General features: G+C 71.1%; 11 protein-coding genes, 1 tRNA gene and 1 pseudogene. 4 read left to right on the top strand and 9 right to left on the bottom strand.

The features are described 5' to 3' along the window. Nucleotides 1-12 precede the first annotated feature (12 nt). From R6U01_RS03025 to R6U01_RS03010, 4 genes are all read right to left on the bottom strand, one after another. Nucleotides 13-591 (bottom strand): YfcE family phosphodiesterase, encoded by a 579-nt coding sequence (locus R6U01_RS03025; RefSeq protein ID WP_410284981.1) that lies wholly within the window; start codon nt 589-591, stop codon nt 13-15. Nucleotides 592-823: 232 nt separating this feature from the next. Further along, entirely contained in the window at nt 824-1,582 is a 759-nt protein-coding gene (locus R6U01_RS03020) for an SIMPL domain-containing protein (protein WP_410284980.1), read from the bottom strand. A 90-nt stretch (nt 1,583-1,672) separates the two neighbouring features. Beyond that, the gene (locus tag R6U01_RS03015; RefSeq protein WP_410284979.1) at nt 1,673-3,841 is read right to left on the bottom strand and encodes a formate/nitrite transporter family protein; all 2,169 of its coding nucleotides are present in this window, start codon (nt 3,839-3,841) and stop codon (nt 1,673-1,675) included. A 197-nt stretch (nt 3,842-4,038) separates the two neighbouring features. Next, nucleotides 4,039-5,313, bottom strand: coding sequence for a TIGR00341 family protein (locus R6U01_RS03010; RefSeq protein ID WP_410285019.1), 1,275 nt, complete (start codon nt 5,311-5,313; stop codon nt 4,039-4,041). Between the two features lie 125 nt (nt 5,314-5,438). Between R6U01_RS03010 and R6U01_RS03005 the strand changes: the two genes are divergently transcribed. Further along, a complete protein-coding gene (locus R6U01_RS03005; RefSeq protein ID WP_410284978.1) occupies nt 5,439-5,690 on the top strand; it encodes a hypothetical protein in 252 nt (83 codons plus the stop codon). A gap of 133 nt (nt 5,691-5,823) precedes the next feature. Further along, complete coding sequence (locus R6U01_RS03000) at nt 5,824-6,705, top strand: homoserine kinase (RefSeq protein ID WP_410284977.1); 882 nt, start codon at nt 5,824-5,826, stop codon at nt 6,703-6,705. A gap of 111 nt (nt 6,706-6,816) precedes the next feature. Here the strand turns inward: R6U01_RS03000 and R6U01_RS02995 are convergent, their stop codons facing one another. Next, nucleotides 6,817-7,311, bottom strand: coding sequence for an HPP family protein (locus R6U01_RS02995; protein WP_410284976.1), 495 nt, complete (start codon nt 7,309-7,311; stop codon nt 6,817-6,819). Nucleotides 7,312-7,387: 76 nt separating this feature from the next. Continuing rightward, nucleotides 7,388-7,541 (bottom strand) — tRNA-Met (locus R6U01_RS02990). A gap of 145 nt (nt 7,542-7,686) precedes the next feature. Here R6U01_RS02990 and R6U01_RS02985 point away from each other — a divergent pair. Together R6U01_RS02985 and R6U01_RS02980 are read left to right on the top strand one after the other, a co-directional pair. Next, nucleotides 7,687-8,925, top strand: coding sequence for a hypothetical protein (locus R6U01_RS02985; protein ID WP_410284975.1), 1,239 nt, complete (start codon nt 7,687-7,689; stop codon nt 8,923-8,925). A gap of 238 nt (nt 8,926-9,163) precedes the next feature. Beyond that, a pseudogene (locus R6U01_RS02980) lies at nt 9,164-9,484 on the top strand (hypothetical protein); the annotation flags it as partial. A gap of 16 nt (nt 9,485-9,500) precedes the next feature. Here the strand turns inward: R6U01_RS02980 and R6U01_RS02975 are convergent. The 3 genes from R6U01_RS02975 to mutS all read right to left on the bottom strand — a co-directional run bounded on the left by R6U01_RS02975 (nt 9,501) and on the right by mutS (nt 15,736). Next, a complete protein-coding gene (locus R6U01_RS02975; RefSeq protein ID WP_410284974.1) occupies nt 9,501-10,808 on the bottom strand; it encodes a right-handed parallel beta-helix repeat-containing protein in 1,308 nt (435 codons plus the stop codon). A gap of 313 nt (nt 10,809-11,121) precedes the next feature. After that, on the bottom strand, nt 11,122-12,879 hold the full coding sequence (mutL, locus tag R6U01_RS02970) for a DNA mismatch repair endonuclease MutL (RefSeq protein WP_410284973.1): 1,758 nt from the start codon (nt 12,877-12,879) through the stop codon (nt 11,122-11,124). Further along, entirely contained in the window at nt 12,869-15,736 is a 2,868-nt protein-coding gene (gene mutS / locus R6U01_RS02965; RefSeq protein WP_410284972.1) for a DNA mismatch repair protein MutS, read from the bottom strand. The genes mutL and mutS overlap by 11 nt, the downstream gene beginning before the upstream one ends. Nucleotide 15,737: the final 1 nt, after the last annotated feature.

Raw genomic sequence — 15,737 nt, 5'->3', positions numbered from 1 at the left:
CGCGGCCCCGGCTCATAATTCGAGCGTGTGGTGCGTCACCGCGTCGGCGCCGCTCGCCTCCTCGGGATCCGACCCGACGTCGAGGGTCGCGACGCGGAAGACGTCGTCCGCGCCGTCGACCGGGATGGGCAGGCCGCCGGGGTTCACCCGGGTCGTGCCGCCGCGCTCCTCGACGCCGTGCGCGTGGGTGTGGCCGTGGAACACGTAGTCGTAGTCGCCGCAGCCGACGAGCGCGTCGACGACGACGCCGCTCGTCCCGTGGGTGACGGCGACGTCGACGGCGTCCGTTCGGTCCGCGCTTCCGGCGTTCGTTCCGCTCCCGGAGCTTCCGCCCCCGAACGAGAGCGTCCCGGCCTCGCCGAGGTACGTTCCGAACGACTCCACGGTCGACTGGACCGCCCACTCCCCGTCGTTGTTGCCGCGGACGGCGTAGAAGTCGACGCCGTCCGCGTCGAAGGGGGTCACGGAGAAGGGGGCGACGAAGTCGCCGCAGTGGACAACGGCGTCGACGTCCTCTCGGTCGAACAGCGCTACGGCCGCCTCGACGGCGGCGAGGTCGTCGTGCGTGTCGGAGACGATGCCGATGCGCATTGATCGTCTCGACGGTCGCGTCGCGCGAATATAAATCTCGGCCGCCGGCGGCGTCTCCTTCGACCACTCCGACCGCACCCCGAACGCGTTCACCGCGAATGGTCGCTCCGCGCCGTACACGTTCCACCCCGAGCAGGGGTCGCCGCTCATCGTCGAGGAGGGGACCCGGTTTCGGACCCACTTCGCCACCGCCGGCGACGGGGGCTGACGGAGGATCGTCCCGGCCGTCGTCTCAGGCCTGCTCGGCGCCGTAGAGGACGTTGACGTTGACCCGGACGGTCACGTCGCCCGTCTCGATGCCGGTCGCGGCGTCGCCGCCGCCGGCGTCGCCGACCGCCGCGGTTTCGGCGACGCGGTACGGCGTCACCCCGCCGTCTGTGGTGGAGACGCGGTAGACGCCGGTGACCGCGAGCCCGCTGGAGTTCGCGAGTACGGCCGCGTCGTCGTCGGCGTTCGCCATCGCGTTCTCCAGCGCCGTCGCGCGCACCTCGCGCTCGCGCTCCTCGCTCAGCCCGAACTCGATCCGCTGTACCTCGTTCGCGCCCGCGGTGACCGCGACGTCGATCACCTCACCGACCGCGTCCACGTCGTCGATCGTGACCTCGTAGCGGTGGATGCCCCGGTACGTCGTCCGCTCCGGATTCTCCCTGCTCTCGCGTGACTCCCGGACGTCGTACCTGTCGGTCCGGATGTCGTCCTCGTCGAGCCCCCAGTCGGTCAGGGCCGCCCGGACCGACTCGTCCGCGACGGAGAGTTCGTCGCGGACTTCTGCCGAGTCGTTCCCGGTCGCGGTCACCGCCACGTGGACCGTGGCGCGGTCCGGCTCGGCCGTGGCTTCGCCGTCCGCGGTCACTTCGATACTCCTGTCGAGCGCCGGTTCCCCGTCCGAGGCGGCGTCCGGACCGGTCCCGGTCGAGCCGGCGAGCCCCGCGCAGCCCGCCAGCGCGACGAGCAGCGCGAGTCCCGCCGCGGTCGCCAGTCGTCGGTTCATGTGCGACCCGTCGCTCGGAACCCATAATAAATCGCCGATGAGACAAAGAACCGCTTTCGTTATCGGCCGTGTCACCCCGCAGCGGGGTCGCTACGCCGCGTCGTCGGTCTCGTATTTCGCGCCCGTGGTCCCCTTCCGGTCGGCCGCCTCTTCCGAGTCGTCGTGATCGGTGACGACCGACTGCTCCGACGGGAGCCCATCGTCCTCGCTCGTCTCTCCGTCGTCTCCTCCCTCGTCGTCCGGGTCCTCGTGGTCGGCGATCACCGGCTCCCCCGGCTCGTGGTCGTCGGTCTCCGATGCCGGCGCGTCCCCCTCGTCGTCCGACCCCCTCGTCGGGGTGGGCGCGGGACCCGAGTCGTTCGGACCCGAGAGCGTAGCGCCCCGCGCCGCGTCGGCGTCGCGCTCCACGCCCCCGTTCCGCGGGCCGGTGATCCGACGGCCCGACCCGAACAGCCGCTCGCGGATCGAACGGCTGCTCGGGCGTTCGGCGAGCAGCACCGAGCAGTCCACGTCGTGGATCACGTCCAGGTGCAGCGAGTCCGAGACGAGCCGGGAGAGGAGGCCCTTCTCCGTGGCGCCGATGACGACGAGCGTGTTGGTCTCGGCCTCGCGCGCGATCGCGCTCTCGACGTCGCCGCCGTCGTCGACGACCCGATCCGCGTCCGCGAGGCCGTGTTCCGCCGCCCAGTCCGCGAGGAACCCCTCGCCCGCGTCGCGGTCCTGCGGTCCGTCGACGACGTGGAGCAGCGTCACCTCCGCGCCGGCGGTCCGGGAGAGCACGCTCGCGACCTCCGCGCCGAGCGCCGAGTCCGGACCGCCGGAGGTCGGCAGCAGGATCTTCGAGGTGTCGAGGTCGCTCTCGCTCAGGATGAGGAAGTCACAGGGGAGCTGGTTGGTGAGCTCGTCTATCGGGCGCTCCGCGCGGGCGGCGCTCCACAGCTGGTCCTCCCCCCAGCCCATCAGCACGGCGTCCGGACGGGTCCGCCGCGCCATGTTGAACACCTCCTCGAACGAGCGGTGCGAGACCACGGTCGACGTCGAGACGTCGACGTCGTACGCTTCGGCGGTCTCGCGGAGCCCCGACATCCCCTCCTCGGAGACGTCGGCGATCCGACCCGCGCCGGCGGACAGCGACATCCGCTCCGGGGCCTGCACGACGTGGACGATGTGGACGAGTCCGTCCTCGTGGTCGCTGGCGAGCCGACTCGCCAGCTCGACGATGGGGCCGTCGGTCCGGGGGTTCGAGATCGGCACCATGATCCGGTGGCCCTCGCTGGCGAACAGCGTCGCCTCCGTGGCGTCCAAGATCGGGACGTACGAGCGTCCCGCGGCCCGACCGAGCACCCACTCGGGCACCGTCAGCCGCCGGGTCATCCCCTCGAAGCGCGCCTCCTCCAGCCGCTCCTCGCTGGTCTGGAAGTAGTTCACGATCGTGACGAGCACCACCCCGCCGATCGTGTTGCCGAGCAGCACCGGGAGGACGAAGTCGGTCAGTCCGCCGACCACCGTGATGCCGCTGTACAGCCCGAGGTTCTGGGCGAACAGCAGGTACAGCACCTCGGTGAAGGAGACGACGACGTGGTAGAGGTTTCCGAGCGGGATCGCGAGGAACGCGAGGTAGACGACGACCAGGCGGGTGACGGAGTTCGTGGAGGCGAACCCGACCCAGACGACGCCGGCGACGATGAGGCCGGCCATCGCGGCCTTGAAGAAGAGCGGCCAGAAGCCGACGTCGAGCCCGCCGGACGAGACGTAGATCGCCGCGTCGACGACGGACTCGTCGGAGAAGACGCCCCCGTACGAGAGCACGATCGCACCGAACGCGCCGCCGGTGAAGTTCCCGGCGAGGACGATTCCCCAGTGACGCAGCAGCGTCGGGAGGCTCGCAAGCCGTTCCAGGGTGAGCGCCACCGGCGGGAGCGTGTTCTCCGTGTACAGCTGGTAGCCGCCGATGATGATGTAGATGAACCCCAGCGGGTACAGGAGGACGCTCAAAATCGGGTGGCTGTCGGTCGCGGCGGTCAGCGAGACGTACAGCATGAAGGTGATCGTGATCGCGAGCCCCGCGGCGACGCCGCTGAAGAAGAGCTCGCGCCCGCCGGAGGTCACCTCCTCGTCTGCCGCGGCGACGATCCGCTGGAACACCTCGTCGGACGAGAAGCGGTCTCGGACCGCCTCGCCGACCGCCGGCGCCCCGCTCCGGGAGCGCTCGACGACCTCGCGCATCGAATCGTCGTCCGGACGTGTCGAATCGGTCACTGTGCTATGGCACTGGGGCCGCGTTGAAAAGCACTTCTACTTCCGTCTTTTGCCGCGAAAAAAGCCAATACGGAACTTCCAACGAGAAAACGTGCGTCATTTTTCACGTTTGGCGGAGGAACGGGTGGGATCGTCCGAACGTGGTTCCGCGTCGAGAGCGAAGGCGCGGCCGAGGGCGAAGGCGCATCGACCGTCAGTCAGACACGGCTGACCGCCACGAGCCGCACCTCCACCTGTACGTCCTCGCCGATCGTCGCCTCGATCCGGTTGTCGAGGGACCGGGCGACTTCCTCAGCAGTGGTGCCCGGGGGCGCCCCGACGGTAACCACCACGCGTTCGGTGTCGAGGGGCGGTACCGTCCCGCTGCGCTCGATCTCGAGTTCGATCAGTTCGGCCCCGGAGCCCATCGTGTCGAGTTCGTCACCGACGGCGGTCTGGATGTCGGCTTCGGTCGTCGAGGCGACGTACGAATCGTAGGTGACTCCGCCGAGAAACACCGACAGCACGGCGATGGCGACGACGAGGATCGCGGCGCGTTTCAGGAGCGCCGAGCGCGCGTCGTCCTCGCGGAACCATCGCTGGGGCCGGTACCCCTCGTACCACAGCACCACCAGCGCGGAGAGGTTGATCGAGAGGGTGTTCACCGCGACGATCACGCTCGCGCCGATCACGAGCTGGGGAATCACGAAGGCGATCCCGATGCCGACGGCGGCCGCCGGCGGAATGAGTGCCACCGCGATCATCACGCCGACTATCGCCTCGGAGACGCCCGTCATCAGCGAGACGATCCCGGCGACCCCGGCGCCGATCGCCACGACGAGCACCAAGACGTTCGGGGCGAGTCGCTCGGAGACCTCGGCGAATTCGAGCGGGTCGATTCCGGGCGGTACCAGCGCGAGGTTCCGGATCGCGAACGCGAAGAGCGTCGCCGCAGCGATCGCGACGGCGACCCCGAGCACCTGCATCCACGCGCCGCGCCGAAACATGTCGTCGTCGTCGACGACGGTTCCGACCGCCGCCGACATCGCCGGGCCGATCAGGGGCGCGATCACCATCGACCCCACCACGGTCGCCGGCGAGTCGAGCAGGAGGCCGGCGGTCGCGATCACCGCCGATATCACCGTCATCAACACGTACGTACCGACCCCGGACACGAGGTCGTCGGCCTTCGCGTGCAGCTCCTCCCGGGAGATCCGGTCCCCGCCGTGCTGGGTGTCCTGGGCGTACTCCTCTTCGAGCGCCTCGAACCGCCGGGAGATGACCGTCTCCGCGTCCACGATGACGGTGTAGGTCCGCTCGTCGATCCCCGCCTCGCGGAGGCGCTCCAAGACGGGCTCGACCGCGGCGGTAGGGAGCGGGAACGTCGCGACCGCGGTGTACTCGCGCCCGCTCGTCTCGTCGCTGACGACGTAGTCCACCCCCTCCTCGTCGAGCGCTCGGACCACCGCCGCGCGCTTCCCCGCCGGGATCATGACCTGAACGAGTCGCACGCTCGTCCCTCTCGCCGGCGGTCCTTATAAGGGATGGTGGGGACGCCGATCCGGTCTCGCGAGAAACGGAACTTTAATGCGCGAATCCCTCGCACCTTCGGACACGAATGCTCTCGCCGCTGTTCATCGACACGTTCCTGCTCGATTACCATCTCGGGCACGTCATACTGCTCGGGTTCATCGTCTCGCTGCTCGGAGCCGCGCCGCTGAAGTCCCAGCGCGTGATCGCCTCCGTCTTCGGCGGCTTCGGGCTGATATTCCTCGTCGCGCCGTACACGACGATGCCCAAGACGTACGTCCTGATCGGCATCCCGCTGATCCTCATCGGCGCGCTGCTGTGGACGATGGCGGACAGCTGACCGGCGCGGGCGACTCCACCGACTCTCCGTCTCCTCTCCGATTCCCCCAGCCGCGAGGCCCCGTCTGCTCGCCGTTTCCGCTCGCCGTTGTTCGATCCCGCTCCTTTTTGCACCCCGGGCTACACTCACCGCCATGGTCACGGTACGGGCACCCGCGACGAGCGCGAATCTCGGTAGCGGGTTCGACGTGTTCGGCGCGGCCCTCACGCGGCCGGCGGACGTCGTCACCGTCGAGAAGGCGGCGGAGACGACGATCGAGGTCACCGGCGTCGGCGCGCAGTACATCCCCGAGGACCCCGAGAAGAACACGGTCGGCGCGGTCGTCGAGGCCCTCGACGCGCCCGCGCGAATCCACATCGACAAGGGGGTCCGCCCGGCCTCCGGGCTCGGCTCCTCGGCCGCCAGCGCCGCGGGCGCCGCGGTCGCACTCAATCGGCTGTACGACCGCGGGCTCTCCCGGTCCGAACTGGTCCCGATCGCCGCCGAGGGCGAGGCGGTCGTCTCGGGCGTCGCCCACTCGGACAACGTCGCGCCCTCGATCCTCGGCGGGTTCACGGTGACGACGACGGACGGCACCCACGCGGTCGACGCGGCGGTCCCCCTCGTCGTCTGTCTCCCCGACGTCGCGGTCTCCACCCGCGACGCCCGCCGGGTCGTCCCCGAGACCGCGCCGATGGAGGACCTCGTGGAGACGGTGGGCAACGCGGCCACCCTCGCGATCGGGATGTGCCGTTCCGACCCAGACCTCGTCGGCGCGGGCATGTCCGACCCGGTCGTCACTCCCGAGCGCGCGCGGCTGATCACGGGGTACGACGACGTGCGCGCCGCCGCCTTCGACGCCGGCGCCGCGGGCGTCACGGTCAGCGGCGCCGGCCCCGCCGTCATCGCCGTCTGCCGCGAGGGGCGTCGTCGGGGGGTCGCCGCCGCGATGCTGGACGCCTTCGCCGACGCCGGGATCGACGCCCGCGCCTACCAGACCAGGATCGGCAAGGGGTCGACGGTGCTGGCGGAGTGAGGACATCGACTGAAACGCGAGCGACGGCGACCCCGACGCGCCCGCCCGCGCTCGAACTAAAGACGCTCGCCGCGCTCGAACCGGCGTCCTCGCGTTCTTCTCCCTTGCCGCTCAGTTCAACCGCTTGTCGCGGAACGCGCGGATCACGTCCTGCCGGGCGATGATCCCGACGATGCGGCCGTCGTCGTCGACGACGGGGACCCGGTTGATGTCGGGCTCCTCGCCGGCGAGCATTCCGAGCACCGCGTCGACGTCGCTGTCGGGGGTCACCGTCGCCACGTCGGTGCTCATCACGTCGGAGACGGGCCGGTCGGCGTTCCGGACCATGTCGACGCCGAGGTCGAGGTCGCCCCACGGCGCCTTCACCTGATAGGTGAGCGTGTCCACGAACGGCGGGAGCCCGATCGGGATCCACAGCGTCTCGTCTTCCGGCTCGAACAGGTCGACGAGGTCGGACTCGGTGACGACGCCGACCACGCGGTCGGCCTCGTCGACGACGGGGAACCCGCTGAACGGGTAGCGAGCGAACTTCTTGAACACGTCCGCCACGTCGTCGTCGGGGGCGACCGTCTGCACGTCGGTCTCCATCAGGTCTCGCGCTTGCATACGGTCGCCGTCGCGGCCGGGCTCCGTAGGCGTTTCGACCGGCGCAGCGGCTCGTCGCGTGTGGACGGGTAAAGAATGGCCGGGGTGGGCTCCGAACCCACGATCTCCGCATGTCCCAGGTCCGAGGCTCGGCGGAGCCACGGGAAGGACGCGGACGCTTCCAAGGCGTCACCGCACCGAATCTCCGAACCCTATGAGTGCGGCGCTATGTCCAGCTAAGCCACCCGGCCTCACCTTCCCGTACCGCGATGAGACCCTTTAACCTTCCCATCCGTCGGAAGGGTGTGAGTCGGTGACAGAGGGGTCGCGGGCGAGATGAGCGATCCGAGAATCGGACCCTGCGGATTTATGCGGGGCGGGGCGAATCCCCGGGACATGAGCCTTCCCGACCTGCTCGCGGAGACCGTCGGCGACGAGAGCGTCGCCGCCGAGGTCTCCCTCGGGGGAGACGACCGGCTCGCGGTCACGCCGACGCGAACGCTCGTCTACCGCGGTGACGGGCTGCTGTCGGACGAGTCCGTCACGGAGTACTCCCACGACGTCGAGCGCATCTCGGTCTCGACGGGCCGCCGAAAGGCGAAACTCACCCTCGGCTACGGCCTCGACGGCGACGAGACGATCTCGCTCCCGGCCAGCCGCGCCGACGAGGTGCTCCACCCGGTCCTCGCCGGCGTCCTCTCGGCGACCGGCGTTACCGACCCCGGCGAGTCGGTCCTGCGCACCTTCCGCTTCTCGGAGTTGACCCTCGTCGTCACCAGCGACCGACTGGTCAAACACGTCGGCTCCGCCGTGTGGGACGAGGAGTTCGAGGAGTTCTCGTACGCGGACCTGGCCGACCTCGACTTCGAGGAGGGGACGGTCGCCACCGCGGTCGTGCTCGCTCACGGCGGCCGCTCCGAGCGGTTCAAGGCCCCGAACGAGTCCGCCCGGGCGCTGCGGGAGACGCTCGTCGACGCCGTCTGCGCGTACCACGACGTCGACAGCTTAGAGGAGTTCCGCGTGACCGTCGCCGCCGACGACGAGGGCGACGCGGACACCGACGGCACGACCGACTTCGGCGAGGGCCCCGACCCGCTGTCGGCCTCGCCGGTCGCCGACGCGGAGGCGGACGCCGAGGGGCGGGACGGCGTCGCGGACGAGGGCGACACCCCGCTCTCGGCGGACGACGCGGGAGGGGCCGACCCGACCGACGAGGCCGACCCGCTCGGCGCCGCCGAGCCGGCACGACCCGCCGCCGACGCCGACGGCGCCGTCGCCGGACGCTCGTCCGGGTCCGACCCGCTGACGGAGCGCCCCGTCGACGACTCAGCGGTCGGCGTCGACTCGCCGCCAGCGACGGACGTCGCGAGCGACACCGCCGGGGAGCCCGGCGGCCCCACGGGGCGGGCCGCGTCGGCCGGGGTCGGGGAGCCGGCGGCACGAGACGAGGCCGCGGCGCAGACCGACGACGACGCCTTCGACGGGTCGCCGTTCGAGAGCGCGGGCGTCGAGGGCGAGGACCTCGCGACCGAGGTGGCAGAGCTTCGCCATACCGTCGAGCAGCAGTCCGAGCGGCTCGACCGGCAGTCGACGCTCATCGAACAGCTGATCGAGGAACTCCGCCGCGGACGCTGAGGTCGGCGACGCGGGCCGGTCTCGATTCTCCGGTCCGATTGCGCGGAGTGCAACTTATACTCCCGACGATGGAGACACAGCGAGCGACAGCACGGCTGGGCACCTGGCTCGACGGGACGCTAGGCGGCGCCGTGGCCACGTAGGCTTGCCTCGTCGTCACTGTCGGCATCCTCCTCCTTCTGACGGTCGCGATCGGGTGGCCGCCGCTCTTGCGGATCGTTCGGATCGGCGAGCGGGCCGTCGCGAACCGGCGGTCCCGTCAGTCTTCGGCGATTCCGCGATCCTGCTCGACCTCCGCTCCTGGATCGATCTGCCGCCGCCGCAGGCGTGGTGGCGCTCGAAGACGAGCGCCGTCGAGCGGATTCAGGACAGGTTCGCCAACGCCGGGATATCGATCCCGTACCCGCAGCGGACGGTCACGTACCCGTCGGAGACGGCGGAAGGGGACGAAACCGTTGAGCGCGTCCGACGCCTCGACGACAATGACGGCCGCGCGAGCGACCCTTCGGTCTGCGGAGGATTCGGCAGGTTCGACGGGTCTGGCGGCGGCCTGTGCTGACTTTCCACGCGCCCGATCAGCCGCGTGTCACGTTTAGGTCTACCCGGATGTTCTCCGCGAACGGCGGCTCTCTGACGTCGATCTGGATGTCGTTGCCACGGAGCGTGTTTGTCGCGATCACGCCGTCCGCGCCCGACCGAATGAGTACGCCGGTCCCGCAGTCGTTGATGGCGTTTCCGGTGACACTGAAACTGTGGGGGCGCTTCGTTCGGCGGAACTCCGTCTCGTCGTCTTCGTCGACCGGGACCGTCCGGGCGATGAACCCGACACCGCAGTTCTCCACGTGGTTGTTCGCGACGGTGAGATCGAAGGATGTCTCGTCGGCGGTGTCTTGGATATCATCCAGGACGTGGGTCTGTTTGTACTCGATCTCTAACCCCGCCTCCCCGCCCGGATCGGCGGCGATGGGTTCAAGTTCCAGGTCTCGACAGACGTTCCCGACGATGGTCCCCTGCTGGGAAGGAGAGCACGCGATGAGGCTGTGGCCGCCTCTCGAACAGAAGTTCCCGACGACGCTGAAGTTCCCGACGTTGTACGGGGCGATGTTGTTGAACGTGACGTCGGTGACGCGATTCCCTTGGATAAGCACGTCTCGCGACCGGCGGAGATCGAGGTCGTCGCGGGCGCCGCGGCTCGTGATCCCGTACCAGTTGGGGTCGATCACCTCGTTGTCCCGAACGACGACGTTCCGACACTCCGCGAACGACAGGGCCATCTGGAACCCGTTGATTGTCCGGTTGTTCGCGATGATGAGCCCGTCGCAGTTCTCCGCCTGAACGGCGTGGTTGTCCAATCGCGTGTCCGCCGCGTCGAACTCGATGTTCGCGACCGCGGCCTCGTCGCCGCGGACGCGGATCAGGTCGTGGCCGACGCTGAGTTCGCGCTCGGTAAATCCGACCCTCGACCCCGTTGACGACGCGACGAACCGTGTGCCGGCGCTCCCGGTCAGAAGCGTTCTGTCGTACATCTCGGCCGGCGCGCCGAAACGGAACTCGTCCGTGTCGGCGACGACCGTTCCGCCCCGGTCGGGGACGTTATCGAAAGCGTACTGAAAAGCCTCCTCGGCGTTGCTGACGCCATCCGTCGTGAACTCGACGCCGCCGTTCTCGTTGCTCGCAACTCGATACCTGTCGTTGGAACGGTACACGTAGTACGTTGCCCCTGATCCCCCGGGCCCGCTTCGGCCCCCCTCTGCCTTCTCGGCGTCTCCCCGTCCGAAGACCGAGGTCAGTCCCGTTGCCGCACCGACGCCGCCGAGAAACGAACGTCGGTCCGTTCTGCCGATCGATTCCGCGGCCACTCGTTTCGTCTTGCTGTTGGACATCGGGTCGGTGTGGTTTCGCGTTCGGGAGTCGTCGGTCGGTGGCTTTGCGGTCGCCGGTACGTCGGCCGGTCGGCGGTCGAGGGTCGGGCGTGCCGTCCCACGCCCGATAGAGACCGCCCCGAAGCGGAGCGGCTCCGACCGACCGTGCCTTTCCCAGCAAATTTCTATTATTGGAAAATTAAATGAATCTTGCTATGAGAATAACGTATCGCTCCATAGCCTCCGGTCGTCGTCACGAGGAGCTCGTGAGGTATTGCGTGTTATAGAACGCGAGCGCCGTTGGGCGGACCCGAAGACGGGGCGTCGACCATGCCTAGCGATCTCGACCGAACCCGGCCGCGAACGTCGCCTCGTCGACCGCGAGGACCGTCGGCCGCCCGTGCGGACAGGCGTAGGGGCGGTCGCACTCGCCGAGGCGATCGAGCAGCGAGCGCTGCTCCTCGCGGGTCAGGTCGCCGATCTCGCCGCGCTTCAGCGACGGGTGACACGCCAGGTCGGCGAGCAGCGCCTCCCGGGCGTCCCGCTTCGGTTCGCCGCCCGACAGCGACGCGAGCGCGTCCCGGAAGGCGTCGGCGTCGGCCGCCCGGCCGAACGGCGCCGGCGCGGTCCGGAGCCTGACGGTCCCCCCGCCGAACGGCTCCGTCTCGAAGCCGAGCGCGCCGAGCGCGTCGGCGTGCGCCTCCGTCGCCGCGGCCTCGTCCGCCGACAGCGACACGGTCGCCGGCGGGTCGAGCGCGGCGGTCGCCACCGGCTCGTCGGCGAACGCCCGGCCGAGCCGCTCGTAGTTCACGCGCTCGTGGGCGGCGTGACCGTCGACGACGAGCAGCTCGTCGCCCGCCTCGACGAGGAGGTAGAGGTCGCGGAAGGTCCCGATCGGCTCCGCGTCTGCGAACGCCCGAGGGCGCTCGCCGCCGTCGCCACCGACCGGGTCGAGCGCCGACGCGATCCCGGTGTCGACGCCCGCCTTCCGCCGGAGGTCGGCGCCCGTGAGCGCGTCCCCGACCGCCGACTCGACCGCGTCCGCGACCCGCTCGGCGTCGCGCAGCCCGACCTCCCGCTTCGCGGGGTGGACGTTCGGGTCGACGCGCGCTGGCGGCACCGCGACGTCGACGGCCGCCACCGGCTCGCGGCCGTCCGGGAGCAGGCGCCCGTACCCGCCCCGGACCGCCGCCGCGAGCCGGTCGTTCCGCACGGGTCGCCCGTTCACCGACACCCGGACGTGGTCGCGCGAGGCCCGCGTCACGGAGGGGTACGCGAGCGCGCCGGACACGTCGACGGAGGGACGTTCTCCCCCGTTCGTCCGGACCTCCACGCTCGCGGCGAGCTCGGTCGACCGGCTCGCGGTCTCGCGGTCGTAGACGCCGAACAGCGCGTCTGTGACGCCGGTGCCGGGCGTCGACAGCGTGGTCGACCCGTCGTGTTCCAGCGTGAACGCGACTCGCGGGTTCGCGAGCGCGTAGTCTGCGACCAGCGCGGATATACGGGCGAACTCCGCGGCCGGCCCCGCGAGCGACTCGCGACGCGCCGGGCGCGCGGCGAACAGGTCCTCGACGACGACCGTGGTCCCGCGGGCGCGGCCGGCGTCGGCGACCTCCACGTCCGTTCCGTCGCCGCCCGTCGCCCTCGCGCCGTCGACGACAACCCGCGTACCCACGGCGTCGCCGTCGCTCGTCGTCAGCTCCAGCCGCGCGGCGTCGGCGATCGCGGCCAGCGCCTCGCCGCGGAAGCCAAGCGACGCGACGCCGACCGGGTCGCCGTCGGGCGCGAGCTTGCTCGTCGCGTGGCGCTCGACCGCGCGGCGGGCGTCCTCGCGACCCATTCCGTGCCCGTCGTCGGCGACCCGGATCCGGTCGGTGCCGTCGCCGTCGACCGCGACCTCGACCGCGCCGGCGCCGGCGTCGAGCGCGTTGTCGACCAGCTCCCCGACGACCCGCGCCGGTCGGGTGATCACCTCGCCGGCGGCGATCCGCTCGGCGGTGGCGGGGTCGAGCCGGCGGACGCGGGCCGGCCTCTCGGTCGGGTCCGTCGTCCCGTCCGGACGACCCTCGTCGGCGCGCTCATCACCCCCCATCGTCGAGCCTCGACTGGAGGTCGTGGAGGGCGTTCAGCGCCTCGATCGGCGTCATGCGCGCGAGGTCGAGGTCGCGCAGCTCCGCGGCGAGGTCGCCATCGGGGTCGCCGCCGGTCCCGTTCCCTCCGCCCCTGTCGTCTCCGGTCCCGTCGTCCGCGATCGACGCGTCGCCGTCGTCGTTCGGTTCGCCGCTCGCCTGGCCGTCCGTGCCCTCCTCGGCGAGGAACTCCCGGAGCGAGACGTCGTCCGGGTCCGACTCGGTGGTCGGCGTGTCGCCCTCGGTCGGCGCGTCCGGCGCGTCCGGTCCGCGTTCTCCCGAGACCGCGTCCCCGTCGGCGGGGCCGGCCGTCTCGGCGTCGACCAGCGACCGCGAGCGCTCGACCACGGGCGCGGGGACGCCGGCGAGCTCCGCGACCTCGACGCCGTACGACGAGGACGAGGCGCCGGGGACGACCCGGTGGAGGAAGGTCACGTCGCCGTCCTCACGGGTGGCGGTGAAGTGGAGGTTGAAGACGCGCTCGCGCTCGTCGGCGAGGTCGGTGAGCCCGTGGTAGTGCGTGGCGAACAGCGCGGTGGCCCCGAGTTCGTCGTGGACGAACTCGGCGGCGGCGCGGGCGATGGCCCGGCCGTCGGTGGTGGCGGTGCCCCGGCCCACCTCGTCGAGCAGGACGAGCGAGTCCGGCCCGGCGTCGTGGAGGATCTCCGTCAGCTCGCTCATCTCGCGCATGAACGTCGACTGGCCGCCCGCGATGTCGTCGGAGGCGCCGACGCGGGTGAACAGCCGGTCGAAGACCGGGAGCGTGGCGGCCTGCGCGGGGACGAACGAGCCGGTCTGCGCGAGCACCGTCGCGAGCGCGACCGCCCGCATGTACGTCGACTTCCCGCTCATGTTCGGCCCCGTGATCACCGCGACGGACCCCCGAGGGAGGTCGACGTCGTTCGGGACGAACGACGCCTCCGCGCGCTCGACGACCGGGTGACGGCCCCCCTCGATCTCGATGCCCGCGTCGGGGTCGTCGCGGATCTCCGGGCGGACGTAGTCGCCCTCGACGGCGACCGCCGCCAGCGAGCAGCACGCGTCGAGCTCGGCGAGCGCGTCCGCGAGCCCTTGGATCCGCTCCGTCTCGTCAGCGACGCGTTCGCGGACGTCGGCGAACAGCTCGTACTCTACGGCGTCCGCGCGCTCGGCGGCGCCGACGATCTCCTCCTCGCGCTCCTTGAGCTCCGGCGTGTAGTAGCGCTCGCTGTTCTTCAGCGTCTGCCGCCGGCGGTAGTCGTCGGGGACGCGGTCGAGGTTGGCGTCGGTCACCTCGATGTAGTAGCCGTGGACCTGGTTGTGGCCGACCGACAGCGAGTCGATCCCCGTGCGCCCGCGCTCCGCCGCCTCCAGGTCGGCGACCCACTCGCGCCCCTCGCGCTCGGTCGCGCGGAGCGCGTCGAGGTCGTCGTCGAACCCCTCGCGGACCACGCCGCCGTCGGTGATCTCGGGCGGGGGGTTGACCGCGATCGCCTCGTCGATCAGCTCGCGGACGTCGACCAGCTCGTCGAGGCGCTCGCGGAGGTCGCGGAGGTGGTCTGTTCGGGGGTGATCGGAATCGTCATTTTCGGCGTCCTCGCCGTCCGCGCCCGCCAGCGTCGCCTTCAGCTCCGGTACGACCGCGAGCGTCGTGTGCAGCGAGCGCAGGTCGCGCGCGTCGGCCCGGCCCCGCGAGACGCGCCCGACGAGACGTTCCAGGTCGTAGGCGGCCGCGAGCGCGTCGGCGATCCCCTCGCGGACCAGCGTGCGGTCGGCCAGCTCGCCGACCGCGTCGTGGCGGCTCCGGACCGCGTCGGCGTCGACGAGCGGCCGCCGGAGCCACCGTTCCAGACACCGCCGGCCGAGCGCGCAGTTCGTCTCGTCGAGGACGTCGAACAGGGTGTCGCTGGCGCCGAGGCCGCGATTCTCGAACAGCTCCAGGCTGCGCTGGGCGGCGGCGTCGAGCTGTAGTCGGTCGCGGGGGTCGTACCGCCGGATCCGCGTGACGTACGAGAGGGGGCCGTCGTCGCCCTGCGTGTACTCCGCGTACGCGAGCACGGCGCCGGCCGCGCGCAACTCGGCGTCGGCGTCGAACCGCCGGTCGGGCGCCGGGAGGTACGGCTCCAGCCGCTCGGTCGCGGCGCGCCGCTCGAAGGCGTCGGAGTCGTACTCGTGGCGCGCCCAGCCGTTCTCGGCGTCGGCGGGCTCGAACGCGGGGGCGTCCGGTCCCGCGATCAGCTCCGCCGGGGCGATCCGGTCGAGCTCGCCGGCGACCGCGTCGCGGTCGCCCGACGTGACGAGACACTCGCCCGTGGAGACGTCGACGGCCGCGAGGCCGACGGGCGCGGAGCCCGAGGCGTCTCCGCTGTCGCCGCCGGCCTCGCTCCCCCCGGCGGCCACCGCCGCCACGTAGTTCGTGGTGCCCGCTTCCAGCAGGTCGTCCTCGACGACGGTTCCCGGCGTGATCACCTCGGTGACGGCGCGGTCGACGAGCCCGGACGCCTGCTCGGCCTCCTCGACCTGGTCGCCGACGGCGACGCGGTAGCCGGCGTCGAGCAGCGACTCGAGGTAGGGCGCGGCGTTGTCGATGGGGACCCCCGCCATCGGGTAGTCGCCGGTCGAGTCTGACCGCTCCGTGAGCGTCACCTCGCAGACCCGCGCGACGACCTCGGCCGCCTCGCAGAACGCCTCGTAGAAGTCGCCGACCTGGAACAGCACCAGCGCGTCCTCGTGGGCGGCACAGAGGTCCGCGTACTGCGAGAGCATCGGCGTGAGCTCCTCGCGGGCGGCGGCGATGCCCGGCGGGAGCCCGGTCGCGACCGCTCGGTCCGCACTTGGCATA

This window comes from Halorubrum sp., from assembly GCF_046498025.1.
GTDB lineage: Archaea > Halobacteriota > Halobacteria > Halobacteriales > Haloferacaceae > Halorubrum.
This window is presented reverse-complemented; position numbering and strand designations above follow the sequence as displayed.